The organism is Actinomadura montaniterrae (assembly GCF_008923365.1).
Lineage (GTDB): Bacteria > Actinomycetota > Actinomycetes > Streptosporangiales > Streptosporangiaceae > Spirillospora > Spirillospora montaniterrae.
On record NZ_WBMR01000243.1, the window covers coordinates 1 to 13365 of the forward strand.

The following is a 13365-nucleotide window of genomic DNA, read 5'->3' on the forward strand; positions in this document are numbered from 1 at the left end:
GTCCGGTGCGGGCGCGCCGCCGCTCTCCCGCCGCGGCGCCGCCGCGCCCACCCCCGCCGCGCCCGCTGCTCCCGCCGCTCCTGCCGCTCCTGCTGCGCCCGGCGCGCAGGCGACCCGCGTCGGGCCGCGCTCCCAGGTCTCCGCCCGCTCCCCGTTCTTCGACCGCGCCGACTGACGCCTGCGCGCCCCCCGGGCGGCTGCCCGGTCGTTCCGGATGATGAGCGACGCGCCCGGCGAATCGCCGCGCAGAGGGATGAAATTCGCGATCACCCCCTACCATCCTCGAGTTGTGCGCATCCTCATCAAGGTCGTCATCACCGCGATCGCCCTCTGGGCCGCCACCGCGCTGATCGACGGCATCACGCTCACCGGCCGGGACACCGCCCACCGGGCGCTGACACTGCTCTGCGTCGCTGTCATCTTCGGCCTGGTCAACGCCGTCATCAAGCCGATCGTCAAGACGCTCGGCTGCGCCTTCTACATCCTCACCCTCGGCCTCATCGGCCTCGTCGTGAACGGCCTGCTGCTCTGGCTGACCAGCGCGCTCGCCGGCCGCCTCGACCTGCCGTTCCACGTCAGCGGGTTCTGGCCGGCCTTCTGGGGCGCGATCGTCGTCGGCATCGTCGGCTGGCTCCTCCACGTCCTCGTCCCCGGCGACGACGATGACGATGATGATGACTGAGTCATAGACCGTTAAGTCATAGACCGTTCTCGGCTAGCCGGGGTGCGGCGACCGCGCAGCGGGCGAAGGTCCCGTGCCCCGGCTGCTCGTCCTCGGGCGAGCCCACGAGGATCCAACGGCCCGCCCTGACGGCGCCGACGAGGAAGTCGGCGTCGTCGAGCGCGCCCACGGCGACGAGCGCGCCGAACCGCTCGTCCGGCACGGCCGCGCCCACGCCCACCGGCGTCCCGATCACCAGGTCGGCGGCGGGCAGGAGGGCGGCGCCGTCCACCTCGCCGTTCTCCAGCAGGCCGCTGAGCTCCTCGATCCGCGCCATCGCCGACCGGCGGCGTTCGCCGATGACGTCCGGGTCGTCCGCGGGGTCCGCCCCGAACACGTCCCGGACGTTCTGCCGCGCGCGCGCCTCCGTCTCCACCGCCGCTCGCAGCTCCGCCTCACCGGCGGTCGTCTCCGCCTCACCCTGCGCGCTGCGCCGGTCGAGCTCCGCCCGCGTCTCCGCGGCGCGAGCCACCGCCGCCTCCGCGTCCGCACGCGCCTGCGCCACCGCGGCCAGGGCCTCCTCCCGGCCCGTCCGCGCGGCCTCCACCCGCTCCTCGATCACCCGTGCGGCCTGGTGCGCCGCCCGCGCCTCCAGGCCCGCCTGCGTCGCCCGGTCCACCGACTCCGCCGCACGCCGCGCCTGCTCCTGGTGCTCCGCGCCCGCCGTCTCGCGCTCCGTCGCCAGCCACGCCAGCTCCGTCGTCAGCCGCTCCTGCGCCTCTCGCGCCGTCGCCAGCCGCGGCCCGCTCTCCGCCACGAACGTCGCGAGGCCCTGCCGGTGCGCCTCCGCCCGCTCAGCGGCGTCCTTCGCCTCCTGCGCGCGCTTCGCCGCCTCGTCCGCGTCCCGCGTCCGCGCCCGCACCTCCGCGCGGATGCTCTTCAGATCCGACGGCGGCGCCGCCACGTGCAGCCGCTGCGGCAGCGTCATCTTCCGCCGCACCGCCGCCAGCGCCGACTCCGCCGACACCAGCCGGTAGTAGGCGGCATGCCCCTCCGCCGACGCGTCCGCGTCCACGGCGGCCAGCCTGTCCGCCTCCTCCATCGCCGCCGGCAACGCCTCCTGCGCGCGCGCCAGCTCGTCCTTCAACGACGCCTCCACCTGCTGGGCGCCCCGGAGCTCGTCCTGCGCTTCGCGGGCCCGCTGATCCAGCTGCGTACACCGCGCGTACGCCTCGTCCGCGACCCGCGTCAACTCGCTCGCTTCGGCGCCCGCCGCGTCCGCGGCCGCCTGCAACCGCTCCGCCTCCGCGCGGGGGCCCGCCAGCTCCTCCTCCGCCTCGCGCTGCACCGCGACGAGCCGCTCCGCCTCGGCCTCCGCTTCGGCGGCCCGCTCCTCCGCGCTCTGCGCCGCGTCCCGCGCCTCCTCGATCCCGGCCGCCAGCGCCGCCAGCTCCGCGTCCAGCGCCTCCTTCCGCGCGGCGACCTCCGCCCGCACCGCCGCGAGCGCCTCCGCGTCCCGAGGCCACTGCTCCAGCAGCATCAACCCGCGCCGCAGCACCCCCGCTTCGGCCCGCCACGTCCGAGGCCACCCCTCGCCGACGGCCCGCAGCCCGGCTCCCATGACCCACGTCTCCGGAGCCCCGCTGCCCAGCAACGCCTCGGACACCCCGTGCCCAGACCCCTCACCCGCGTCGTGCGCGGGCTCATCCTCCGGACGCGCCGGGTCGGGGGCCTCGGCGTCACTCGTGACGACGGGAAGCGCCTGGGTCTCCGCAGACGGGGCGCCGGCGCTCGCGTCGGGGCTGAGCTGCTCGGCCGGCGTCACCTCCGGGACGTCCGCCTCGGGGGCGATGGGCTGGGCGTACCAATCGGCCGGTGAGCTCTCCCTCGGCTCCGCGCCGGGCGGGACGTCGTCGTCGATGGGGCCGGGCAGGGGCTCGGCTCGGGTCGTTTCCGCGGCGCTCGCCTCGCCTGCGGGCGGTGCGGCGGGCGGCGGGGTGTCGGCCTGCACGGGGGCGGGGAGGGGCTCGGCTCGCGTCGCGCCTGCGGCCGCCGCGCCGGGCTCGGGGAGGCCGGTCACCGGCTTGAACTCGACCGTTCCGTTGGAGCCGTAGCCGTCCCTGGACGTCACCGCGGAGTCGGAGCCGGAGTCGGAGATGGTGTCGGGAACGGGCGGGAGCTGGAGGGTCCCGTCGGGCGTGGCGGGCGGCCGGGGCGGGTGGGTCTCGATGAGGAGGGTGCGGATCTCCGCGTCGTCCTGGACGGCCTCGACCAGCTCGGCGGCCTTCTCGGTGGTCGGGGCGAGGAGCAGGACGCGCTCGCCGGCGGCCTTGAGGGCCGTGACGAGGGACCGGACGGTCGCGGGTTCGTCCGCCGTCCGGACGAGCCGGACGGCGTCGGTCTCGTCGAGGGTGCCGGGGGCGACGAGGAGGCGGGCGAGGGTCTCCCAGTCGCCGGCGACCTGCCCGGTGCGGAGGGCGCGGAGGGCGGCGATCTGGGCGGTCCAGCCGAGCGCGTCGTCCTGGAGGAGGGTCTGGAGGTGCTCGTACCGGTCGGTCAGTTCCGCGTAGGCGGTCTCGACGAGTTCGGCGCCGCCCCAGGGGACCTCCTCCACGCCCAGCGGCGGGGTCTCCTCGGCGGCCGGCTCGGTCAGCGGCAGCGTTTCGAGGTCGGGGCGGGCGTCGGCCTCGGGCTCCGGCGCGCCGTCCGGCCCGTTGGGTTCCGTTGAGTGGTTCACCGACGCCATCCCGTCCGAGTTCGACCCCGGGGCCGTATGTGTCCCCTTCTGCCCGCGTCTAACGTCTCACATCGAAACGATCATCTGCGCGGGCGTGATGATCTTCACCCGGCGGTCAGTGCGGGTTGGTGGCCAGGAGCTCCGCGAGGAGGTCGTCGAGGGTGACGATGCCGGCGAAGCCGCCGCGGTCGCCGTTGACGACGGCGAGCTGGGCGCGGGCGCGGCGCATCCGGCTGACGGCGTCGAGGACGGTGGTCTCCGCGGTGAGGGCGGGCGCCGGGTAGGCGAGGTCGCCGGCGGAGCGGTCGCCGTCGGGTTCGGTGATGGCGGCGCGGACGTGCACGATGCCGGTCGCGGCGCCGTCCGGGCCGCGGACGAGCAGGCGGCTGTGGCCGCTCGCGGTCGCGGTGCGGCGGATGTCGGCGGCGGACGCGCCCGCGTCGATGGTGGTCACCGACGAGGCCGGGATGACCAGGTGTCGGACGGTGGCCTCGCGCGCGGAGATCGCGCGGCGGAGCAGCTCGTGGTCGTGGCGCCCGATGAGGCCGAGGCGGCGGGACTCGCCGACGAGGTGGCTGAGCCGGGCCGGGTCGGTGTGCTCGTCGAGCTCGTCGCGGGGGGTGACCCGGACGAGCCGCAGCAGCCCGTTGGTCGTGGCGTTCAGCGCCGCGAGGATCGGGCGGGACACCTTCGCGAACCCGCGGAACGGCAGCGCGAGCAGGACCGCGGAGCGTTCCGGGTTCACGATCGCCCACGACTTCGGCGCCATCTCGCCGACGACCATGTGCAGGAACGTGATGACGCCGAGGGCGCAGGCGAGGGCCGCGGCCTTGGCGCCCGCCTCGGGGACGCCGATGGCGTGCAGCGGCGGTTCGAGGAGGTGCTCGAACGCGGGCTCGGTGACGATCGCGAGGCCCAGCGAGCACATCGTGATGCCGAACTGCGCGCCGGCGAGCATCAGCGACAGCTCGCGGACGCCCGCGACGGCCGCCGCGGCGGGTCGGCTGCCCTTCCCGGCGGCGCGTTCGAGCTGGGACCGGTTCGCGGCGACGAGCGCGAACTCCGACGCGACGAAGAAGCCGTTCCCGATCAGCAGCAGGACGGTGACGAGCAGGGAGGTCAGCGGGTCCACGACGCCTCCTCGGGGCGCGGTGCGGCGCAGGGCGGGTCGGAGATCTCGGGGCGGTCCGCCGGCGCCGGCGCGGCGGCCGTGCGGATCCGGATCTTCTCGGCGACGCGGCGGGCGACGCTGACGACCTCCAGCTCGGCGTGCCCGGACGCGCCGTCCGGCTCGCCGTGGCCGGACGCGCCGTCCAGCGCGACGGTGAGCCGGTCGCCGGGGCAGGGGAGGCGGCGCAGCTCGGCCATGACGAGGCCGCCGAGCGTGTCGTAGGCGTCGCCTTCGGGCAGGTCGAGGCCGGTGAGGCGGACGACCTCGTCGATGCGCATGCCGGCGTCGACGAGCCAGGACCCGTCGGGGCCGGTGGTGGGGGCGTCCTCGCGGGCGTCGGTCTCGTCGGCGATCTCGCCGACGAGCTCCTCGGCGACGTCCTCGAAGGTGAGGATGCCGGCGAGGCCGCCGTACTCGTCGACGACGCAGGCGAACTCCTCGCCGGACTCGCGCATCCGCTCGATGACGCCGTACAGCGGCTGGCTGCCGGGGACGAGCAGCGCGGGCCGGGCGATCCGCCCGACCGGGGTGGCGGGGTCGAGCGCGTCGTCGGCGACCTCGCGGACACCGGCGACGCCGATGACGTCGTCGACCTCCCCGTCGTAGACGGGGTAGGCGCTGTGCCCGGTCTCGCGGATCAGCGCGACGAGGTCGGCGGCGGGCGCGGTGGACGGCAGCGTGCTGACCTGCGGGCGCGGGACCATGACCTCGTCGGCGGTGAGGTCGCCGAACGACAGGGCGCGGTCGAGGAGGCCGGACAGGTCGGCGGGCAGGTGCCCGGAGCTCTGCGACTTGCCGATGATGTCGCCGAGCTCCTCCAGGGTGGCGCCGCTGTGCAGTTCCTCGACGGGTTCGACGCCGACGGTGCGCAGCAGCCGCGTGGCGGCGCGGTCGAACAGCCGGATCAGCGGCCCCGCCACCGTCAGGTAGACGAGCGTGGACGAGGCCAGCGCGCGCGCCAAGGACTCGGCGCGGGCCAAGGCGAGGTTCTTGGGGAACAGTTCGCCGAGCAGCATCTGGATCAGCGTGGCCAGGACGAACCCGGCGGCCAGCGCGATCGCGCCGGTCGCGCCCTCGGGGATCCCGGCGGCGTCCAGCAGCGGCTGGATCAGCCCGGCCAGGGCGGGCTTGGCGATGAACCCGACGACCAGCGTGGTCATCGTGATGCCGAGCTGCGCGCCCGACAGCATGAACGACAGCCGCCCGATCACCTTCGCGGCCCGGCGGGCGGACGCGTCACCGCGCGCCGCGGCCTGCTCGAGGGCCGCGCGGTCGGCGGCGACGTAGGCGAATTCCTGGGCGACGAAGTATCCGGTGGCGGCGGTGAGAACGATCACCGCGAGCAGTCCCAGCGCCGCGCTCAGCATGGGGCACCGGGTCTATGGCTGGGGTCCGACACCGCGGACTCACCACTCCTCTCATCTGGGCCTACCTGCGTAACGCCGCCTCGGGCGGCGAGGTTCCCGGCGCACCAGGGTACGGGCCCGCGCTGATCGTCCCACCCCCGCGGGGGCCTGTCCCGCGAGGACAGGCGCTTGTGTCGCCAAGTGTCACGGATCACACTTGTTGGAGAGAGCGTGCCCGATACTTGAGCGGTCCTTTGCTCCCAGGCCGCCGGGACCGGGGGGCGCGCACGGGGCCGAGAGAACCGAACGCGGGGCTGAGGTGGACGAGAGCGGGGCCGGGGCCGCCGCGCCCATGAGCCGGGAGGGGGTCGACCATGCCCTCCGGACGCTCGGCGCGGAGCGGGAGCGGATCGCGGCGTCCCTGCTGGAGCTCGACGGCCACACCGGCGTCCGGCTGCTGAAGGGCGCCCGGCTCGCGGGCGAGACGTGGCGGCGGTGGGAGAAGGTGCGGGCCCGGCTGACGCTGCTGTGGCGGGTCTTCGACGCCTACCAGCGGGTGCTGGACGAGGCGTGCGCGCTGCGCGACCGGTCGTCGCGGCCGGACGTGGCGACGCTGGTGGAGCTGACCGGGATGCTGTCGGGGCGGTCGGTGGAGCTGCCGGACGGCGAGATCCCCCTCGAGGACCGGACGCTGCTCGGCCCGCAGGAGAAGCGCGCGACGCTGGACGAGGCGGTCGGGATGATGTCCGACGCGTTCGCGTTCGTGGCGAAGGAGGTCGCGGCGGCGGACGCGGCGTGGTCGGCGCTGCTGGCGCCGCTGGAGGAGGCGGAGGAGAGCTGGCAGCGGACGGCGCGGCTGGCGCACTCCCTCGACGGCACCCGGCATCCGGACCTGGACCGGCTGGGCCGCGAGCTGACCGCGCTCGGCCGGCTGGTCCGCACCGACCCGCTGTCGCTGTGCCCGGACGGCAGGCCCGACACGTCCCGGCTGGACCGGGTGCGGGCGTCGCTGCGGTCGATCGAGGACGAGCTGGCGGGCGTGGCGCGGCTCCGCGACGAGTACGCCGAGCTGGTCGCGGGCCTGGGCGAGGCGATCGAGCGGGTGGAGGACACCGAGCGGCGGGCGTGCGAGGCGCACGCGACGGTGCTGCTGAAGATCCACGCGCCGAACGTGCCGCCGCCGGCGCGGGGGCTCGGGGACGGGCTGCGGCACCGGCTCGCGGCGCTGGAGCGGCTGCGGGAGGCGGGCCGCTGGGTGGAGATGGCGGGCCGGGTCGCGGCGCTGGAGAGCGCGGCGGCGGAGGCGCTGGAACGGGCGCGCGACGATCTGCGTCTCAGCGAGGGGCTCCTCGACCGGCGGGGCGAGCTGCGCGGGCGCCTGGAGGCGTACCGGGCGAAGGCGGCGCGGCTCGGCCTCGCCGAGGACGAGGCGCTCACGGCGCTGCACGGGCGGGCCCGTGACGTGCTGTGGTCGGCGCCGTGCGACCTGCGCCGGGCGACCGCGCTGCTGGCCGAGTACCAACGCGAGATCAGGGCGCGCGAGAACGACGGGACGGGGACCACATGACCCGATGCACCCAGCCCGGCTGCACCGGCGAGGTCGGCGGGGACGGCTTCTGCGACGTGTGCGGGATGGCGCCGCTCGCCGAGCCGCCGCCCGCGGACCCGGGGGGATCGGGCCCGGTGACGGCGCCGCCGTCCGGGCCGCTCGCGGGGCCGCCGTCCGCCGGTTCCGTGCAGGCGCAGGCACGCGGTTCGGCACCGGCCTCCGCGCAGGCTCCGGCTCCGGTGACGGTGGTGAACGCGCCGGCGACGTCGGTCGAGCGGCCGGCGTCCTGGCGAGGAGGCGACGGGCCGGGCGCCGGTGCGCCGCCGGGGACGCGACCGTCGGGCACCGGCGCGCCGGCTTCGGGCACGGGCCCCGGCTCGGGGACGGGGCCGTCCGGTCCGTCGGGGACCGGCGGGTCCGGCGGGACGGGCAGTGAGCCGACGAGCGGGTCCGGGGGCTCGGGCCGCACCGCGTCGCGCGGCGGGACGCGCGGGACGGGCTCCACCGGGTCGGCGCGGCGCGGGATGCTCGGCGCCGGGCTGGTCGAGGTGCCGCCGGTGCCGTTCCGTGACCCCGCGTCCGCGATCATGGAGAACCCGGAGGTCCCGGAGAACCGGCGGTACTGCAGCCGGTGCGGCGAGAAGGTCGGCCGCGGCCGGGACGGGCGGCCGGGCCGCACCGAGGGGTTCTGCGCGTCCTGCGGGCACCGGTTCTCGTTCACCCCGAAGCTGAAGCCCGGCGATGTGCTCGGCGGGCAGTACGAGGTGCTGGGCTGCCTCGCGCACGGCGGGCTCGGCTGGGTGTACCTGGCACGCGACCACAACGTCAGCGAGCGGTGGGTGGTGCTGAAGGGCCTGCTGGACACCGGCGACGCCGACTCGCTCGCCGCCGCCGCGGCCGAGCGGGCGTTCCTCGCCGAGGTCGAGCACCCCAACATCGTCAAGATCTACAACTTCGTGCGGCACGGCGACTCCGGCTACATCGTGATGGAGTACGTCGGCGGCCGGTCGCTGAAGGAGATCCTGCTCGCGCGCCGCGACGAGGAGGGCGACCAGGCGGCGCTGCCGCTCGGGCAGGTGCTGGCCTACGGCCTGGAGGTGCTGAGCGCGCTCGGCTACCTGCACGGCGTCGGCCTGCTGTACTGCGACTTCAAGCCGGACAACGCGATCCAGTCCGAGGAGCAGCTGAAGCTGATCGACCTCGGCGGCGTGCGGCGCGCGTTCGACGTGGACAGCCCGATCTTCGGCACGCCCGGCTACCAGGCGCCGGAGATCGGCTCGACGGGGCCGTCGATCGTGTCGGACCTGTACACGGTCGGCCGGACGCTCGCCGTGCTGAGCTTCCCGTTCCGCGGCTACACGCGGCGGCACCTGCGCAGCCTGCCGCCGCGCGAGGAGGTGCCGCTGTTCCAGCGGCACGAGTCGTACCACCGGCTGCTGCGCCGGGCGACGCATCCCGATCCGGAGCGCCGGTTCCAGAGCGCCGCGGAGATGGCCGAGCAGCTGACGGGCGTGCTGCGGGAGGTGCTGTCGGCGGAGGACGGGAAGGCCCGTCCGGCGCCGTCGCCGCTGTTCGGGCCCGAGCAGCACACCGCCGGGACCGACATCATCGAGCCCGACCCGGCGCGGAACGGGGCGGCGCCGGTGCTGGCGCCGCTGGAGCCGGCCGCGGCGGCGATCGCCCTGCCCGTCCCGCTGGTGCATGGCTCGGACCCGGCCGCCGCGTTCCTCGCGGGCCTGACCGCCCGCGACCCGGGCGATCTCGCGGCGGCGCTGGCCGCGGCGCCGGTGGCGTCGCGGGAGGTGCGGTTCGCGCTGGTCCGGGTGCGGATCGAGCTGGGCGACCTGGACGTCGCCGCGCGGCTGCTGCAGGAGCTGGAGGCCGAGCAGCCCGACGACTGGCGGGTCGACTGGTACCGGGGCGCGCGTGCGCTGGCGGACGGCCGCGCCGCCGACGCCGCCGCCGTGTTCTCCGACCTGTACGACCTGATGCCGGGCGAGCAGGCGCCGAAGCTGGCGCTCGGCTTCTGCAAGGAGCTGCTGGGCGAGCACGTGGCGGCCGGGCGCTTCTACGCGACGGTCTGGCGCACCGACCCGACGCACGTCAGCGCCGCGTTCGGGCTGGCCCGCGCGTACCTGGCGGGCGGCGACCGGGGCAGCGCGGGGCGCGTCCTGGACTCGGTGCCGCGGATCTCCAGCCACTACCTGGCCGCGCAGCTCGGCGCGGTCGGGGCGGCGGTGCGGGGCCGTCCGGCCGGGGAGCTGAACGCGGCGGCGCTGGTGGAGGCGGGGCGGCGGCTGCGGTCGCTGCGGCTGGACACCGAGCGGTACTCGGCGTTCGTCGCGGAGGTGCTGGAGGCCGCGCTCGGCTGGCTGCGGGCCGACCGGACCCCGGCGCAGCTGCGGCCGGAAAAGGACATCCTCGGCATCCCCCTCGAAGAGCCTCGACTGCGGGCGAAGCTGGAGGAGACTTACCGGGTGCTCGCCAAGCTCGCGGACGGCCCGGGACACCGCCACGCGATGGTGAAGCGCGCCAACGCCGTCCGCCCGAGGACGCTGTTCTGACGATGAACGGGGACCGGAACGCGGGCGCGCACGGCGGCGCCGCCTGCCGCGACTGCGGGAGCTGGGCCGTGACGGCGGACGGGTTCTGCGAGGCGTGCGGGCTGCGGCAGCCTGGCGCGGACGAGCACGCCGAGGCGCACCTGGTGGTGGACGGGCGGCCCGCGCTCGGCGCCGGCATCAGCGACCCGGGGCTGCGCCGCGTCCACAACGAGGACGCGTTCGCGCTGGCGCGGCTGCCGGACGGGGCGTGCGGGGTCGTCTGCGACGGCGTCGCGACGGCGCCGGGGTCGCGGGAGGCGGCGCGGGCCGCGGCGCAGACGGCGTCGGCGGTACTGCTGGACCGGATCGCGGCGGGCGCCGGCCCGGGCGAGGCGACCCGGGAGGCCGTGGGGCGGGCGGGCGAGGCGGTCGCGGCGCTCGCCGACGGCGACGGCGGGCCCGGCCCGGCGTGCACGTTCGTCTCGGCGGTGGTGGCGGCGGGGCGGGTCACGGTCGGCTGGCTGGGCGACAGCCGCGCCTACTGGCTGTCGGCGGGCGAGTCGTACCCGCTGACCACGGACGACTCGTGGGCGGTGCAGGCGGTCGCGCGGGGCGAGCTGACCGCGGCGGCGGCGCGGGCGGACCGCCGCGCGCACATGCTGACGGCGTGGATGGGCGCGGAGGCGGGCGCGTTCGAGGCGCACCTCGCCGCGTACGAGCCGGACGGCCCGGGGCTCGTGCTGATCTGCAGCGACGGGCTCTGGAACGATCTTCCGGACGCGGCGGCGCTGGCGTCGGTCGCGCTCGGCGAGGCGGCCGGGGCGGCCGGGGCGGGCGGTACCGGCGGGGAGGCCGGGGCCGGCGGGGAGGCGGCCGGGGAGGCGGGGCCGCTGGGGGCGGCGCGGCGGCTCGTGCGGGCGGCGCTGGACGCGGGGGGACACGACAACGTGACGGTGGTGGTCATCGAGTTCCCGCCGCCCGACCCGACGAGGGAGCCCGGCTGATGAGCGAACGTCCCGAGTTCACGATCCGCGTGGACCAGAACCCCTACCTCCCGGCGGGCGGGCGGGAGATGCACGCCATCGTCACCGTCGAGGCCCGGCGCCCGGACGCCGACGACGACGGCCCGCCCGCCGAGGGCGGCGCCGCGGAGATCATCATCATCGACACGTCCGGGTCGATGTCGTACGGCGGCAAGATGGCCGCGGCGCGGCGCGCGGCGAAGGCGGCGGTCGGGGTGCTGCGCGACGGGGTGCGGTTCGCGGTCGTCGCGGGCGCGAACCGGCCGAGGATGATCTACCCGCAGGGGGAGCGGCTGGTCGAGGCGAGCGCGTCGACGCGGCGCAGCGCGGCGAACGCCGTCGGCCGGCTGGAGGCGGCGGGCGGCACCGCGATCGGGTCGTGGCTGCGGCTTGCGGACCGGCTGTTCGAGGGCCAGGACGGCGCGGTGAAGCACGCGATCCTGCTGACCGACGGCAAGAACCAGCACGAGAGCGCCGAGGAGCTGGACGCGGCGCTGCGGCACTGCTCCGGGCACTTCCTGTGCGACGCGCGCGGCGTCGGCACCGACTGGGAGGTCGCCGAGCTCCGCAAGATCACCTCGGCGCTGCTGGGCGGGTTCCTCGACGTCCCCGACCCGAAGGACCTGGAGGCCGACTTCCTCGCGATGACGCGGTCCGCGATGAGCAAGCACGTCGCGGACGTGGCGCTGCGCGTGTGGACGCCGCAGCACGCGGAGCTGCGGTTCCTCAAGCAGATGGTGCCGGCCGTGGACGACCTGACCGCCAAGCGGAGGGAGTCGGGCGCGCAGACCGCAGACTTCCCGCTCGGCGCGTGGGGCAGCGAGAACCGCGAGTACCACCTGTGCGTGGAGGTCCCGCCGGGCGACATCGGGCGGCAGATGCGGGCCGCGTGGGTGAAGCTGATCGCGCCGGGCTCGGACGGCGCGGGCGAGCGGGAGCTGGCGTCCGGGAACGTCCTCGCCGAGTGGACCGACGACGAGGCCCGCTCGACGCGGATCAACGGGCGCGTCGCGCACCACACCGGGCAGTCGGAGCTGGCGGACGCGATCCAGGAGGGGCTGGAGGCCCGGCGGGACGGCGACGAGGACACCGCGACGGCCCGGCTCGGCCGCGCCGTGGTGCTGGCCCGCGAGGTCGGCAACGAGCAGATCGCGGGGCTGCTGGACAAGGTGGTGGACGTCATCGACCCGGCGACGGGCACCGTCCGGCTGAAGGCGGACGTGGCGAAGGCCGACGAGATGTCGCTCGACACCCGCTCGGTGCGGACCGTCCGGACCGCCCGCACCCGCAAGAACGACCTGCCCCCGGCCGCGCCGCCTGCCGACACCCCGGCCGCGCCGCCGCAGGACGCGCCCCCGCCGCAGGACGCGCCGCCCGACGGACCGCCGGGCACGCCGCCGGACGAGGCCGGGAGCTGAGGTCCATGCCGGTCTGCGCGAACGGGCACGTGTCCGCCGCCGACGACTACTGCGACGTGTGCGGCGACCTCATGGAGGGGGCGCCGCGCGCCGAGTACACCATGGTCGAGCACGGCGCCGTCTCGATCGCCGAACCCGCCGGGGCGGGCGCCGCCCCGCGCCCGGCGCAGGAGGAGCCGTCGCCCGAGGCCTGCCCCGACTGCGACACCCCCCGCAGCGGCCGGTTCTGCGAGAACTGCGGCTACGACTTCGCGACCGGAACCGCGCAGGCGGGCGAGGAGCCCGGACCCGCGCCGGACGCCCCGGCCCGCTGGTCCGCGGTGATCACCGCCGACCGCGAGTACTACGCCTCGGTGATCGCGCAGGAGGGCCCCGACTCGGGGTCCCTGGAGTTCCCGCCGTACTGCCCGGAGCGCCGCGTCCCGCTGCTCGGCGAGCAGATCAGGATCGGCCGCCGCAGCGCGTCCCGCGCGACCGTCCCGGAGATCGACCTCGGCGGCCCGCCCGAGGACCCCGGCGTCTCGCACCTGCACGCGGTGCTGCTCGCCCGGCCCGAGGGCGGCTGGCTGCTCGTCGACCCCGGCTCCACCAACGGGACGACGGTGAACGGCGGCGCCGACCCGATCGCGGTGAACACGCCGGTCCCCCTCGGCGACGGCGACCGCGTCCACGTCGGCGCCTGGACGACCATCACGCTGTCCCTTCAGGAGGGCTCCCCATGACGATGACGCCCGCGCAGCCGGCGGCGCCGCCCGGGGCCCGCCCCCTCGGCGACGGCGACCGCGTCCACGTCGGCGCCTGGACGACCATCACGCTGTCCCTTCAGGAGGGCTCCCCATGACGATGACGCCCGCGCAGCCGGCGGCGCCGCCCGGGGCCCGCCCGCCCGGCGCGCCCGCGCCCGCCCCCGGCACGGAC

At 76.4% G+C, this 13365-nt stretch carries 10 protein-coding genes; 7 read left to right on the plus strand and 3 right to left on the minus strand.

What is annotated here, in order from left to right; translation table 11 throughout:
• Positions 1-289 precede the first annotated feature (289 nt).
• Positions 290-682, plus strand: a complete 393-nt coding sequence (locus tag F9B16_RS43080) for a phage holin family protein (protein WP_225992454.1) — start codon at positions 290-292, stop codon at positions 680-682.
• Positions 683-698: 16 nt separating this feature from the next.
• On the opposite strand, the gene F9B16_RS43085 is transcribed toward F9B16_RS43080, so the two are convergent.
• The 3 genes from F9B16_RS43085 to F9B16_RS43095 form a co-directional block, all read right to left on the minus strand.
• On the minus strand, positions 699-3398 hold the full coding sequence (locus F9B16_RS43085; RefSeq protein ID WP_151546045.1) for a coiled-coil domain-containing protein: 2700 nt from the start codon (positions 3396-3398) through the stop codon (positions 699-701).
• A gap of 115 nt (positions 3399-3513) precedes the next feature.
• Entirely contained in the window at positions 3514-4530 is a 1017-nt protein-coding gene (locus F9B16_RS43090; RefSeq protein WP_151546046.1) for a hemolysin family protein, read from the minus strand.
• Positions 4518-5936: a hemolysin family protein gene (locus F9B16_RS43095; RefSeq protein ID WP_225992455.1), complete on the minus strand. Its 1419-nt coding sequence runs from the start codon at positions 5934-5936 to the stop codon at positions 4518-4520. The genes F9B16_RS43090 and F9B16_RS43095 overlap by 13 nt, the downstream gene beginning before the upstream one ends.
• Before the next feature lie 298 nt (positions 5937-6234).
• On the opposite strand from F9B16_RS43095, the gene F9B16_RS43100 reads away from it, so the two are divergent.
• From F9B16_RS43100 to F9B16_RS53755, 6 genes are read left to right on the plus strand one after another with little or no spacing between them, the layout of a single operon-like run.
• Complete coding sequence (locus F9B16_RS43100; RefSeq protein ID WP_225992456.1) at positions 6235-7482, plus strand: hypothetical protein; 1248 nt, start codon at positions 6235-6237, stop codon at positions 7480-7482.
• On the plus strand, positions 7479-10028 hold the full coding sequence (locus tag F9B16_RS43105; RefSeq protein ID WP_151546047.1) for a serine/threonine-protein kinase: 2550 nt from the start codon (positions 7479-7481) through the stop codon (positions 10026-10028). The genes F9B16_RS43100 and F9B16_RS43105 overlap by 4 nt, the downstream gene beginning before the upstream one ends.
• Positions 10029-10030: 2 nt before the next feature.
• A complete protein-coding gene (locus tag F9B16_RS43110) occupies positions 10031-11011 on the plus strand; it encodes a PP2C family protein-serine/threonine phosphatase (RefSeq protein ID WP_151546048.1) in 981 nt (326 codons plus the stop codon).
• Positions 11011-12447, plus strand: a complete 1437-nt coding sequence (locus F9B16_RS43115) for a VWA domain-containing protein (RefSeq protein ID WP_192809270.1) — start codon at positions 11011-11013, stop codon at positions 12445-12447. The genes F9B16_RS43110 and F9B16_RS43115 overlap by 1 nt, the downstream gene beginning before the upstream one ends.
• Before the next feature lie 5 nt (positions 12448-12452).
• Complete coding sequence (locus tag F9B16_RS43120) at positions 12453-13169, plus strand: FHA domain-containing protein (RefSeq protein ID WP_151546049.1); 717 nt, start codon at positions 12453-12455, stop codon at positions 13167-13169.
• A complete protein-coding gene (locus tag F9B16_RS53755) occupies positions 13166-13288 on the plus strand; it encodes a hypothetical protein (RefSeq protein WP_264159856.1) in 123 nt (40 codons plus the stop codon). Before F9B16_RS43120 ends, F9B16_RS53755 begins: the two co-directional genes overlap by 4 nt.
• The last annotated feature ends 77 nt before the right edge of the window (positions 13289-13365 follow it).

What these genes read in the sequence shown, in the direction of transcription:
- F9B16_RS43120 (WP_151546049.1), top strand. Translation starts at nt 12,453, where the DNA reads ATGCCGGTCTGCGCGAACGGGCACGTGTCCGCCGCCGACGACTACTGC.
- F9B16_RS43115 (WP_192809270.1), top strand. Translation starts at nt 11,011, where the DNA reads ATGAGCGAACGTCCCGAGTTCACGATCCGCGTGGACCAGAACCCCTAC.
- F9B16_RS43095 (WP_225992455.1), bottom strand. Translation starts at nt 5,936, where the DNA reads ATGCTGAGCGCGGCGCTGGGACTGCTCGCGGTGATCGTTCTCACCGCC.
- F9B16_RS53755 (WP_264159856.1), top strand. Translation starts at nt 13,166, where the DNA reads ATGACGATGACGCCCGCGCAGCCGGCGGCGCCGCCCGGGGCCCGCCCC.
- F9B16_RS43105 (WP_151546047.1), top strand. Translation starts at nt 7,479, where the DNA reads ATGACCCGATGCACCCAGCCCGGCTGCACCGGCGAGGTCGGCGGGGAC.
- F9B16_RS43110 (WP_151546048.1), top strand. Translation starts at nt 10,031, where the DNA reads ATGAACGGGGACCGGAACGCGGGCGCGCACGGCGGCGCCGCCTGCCGC.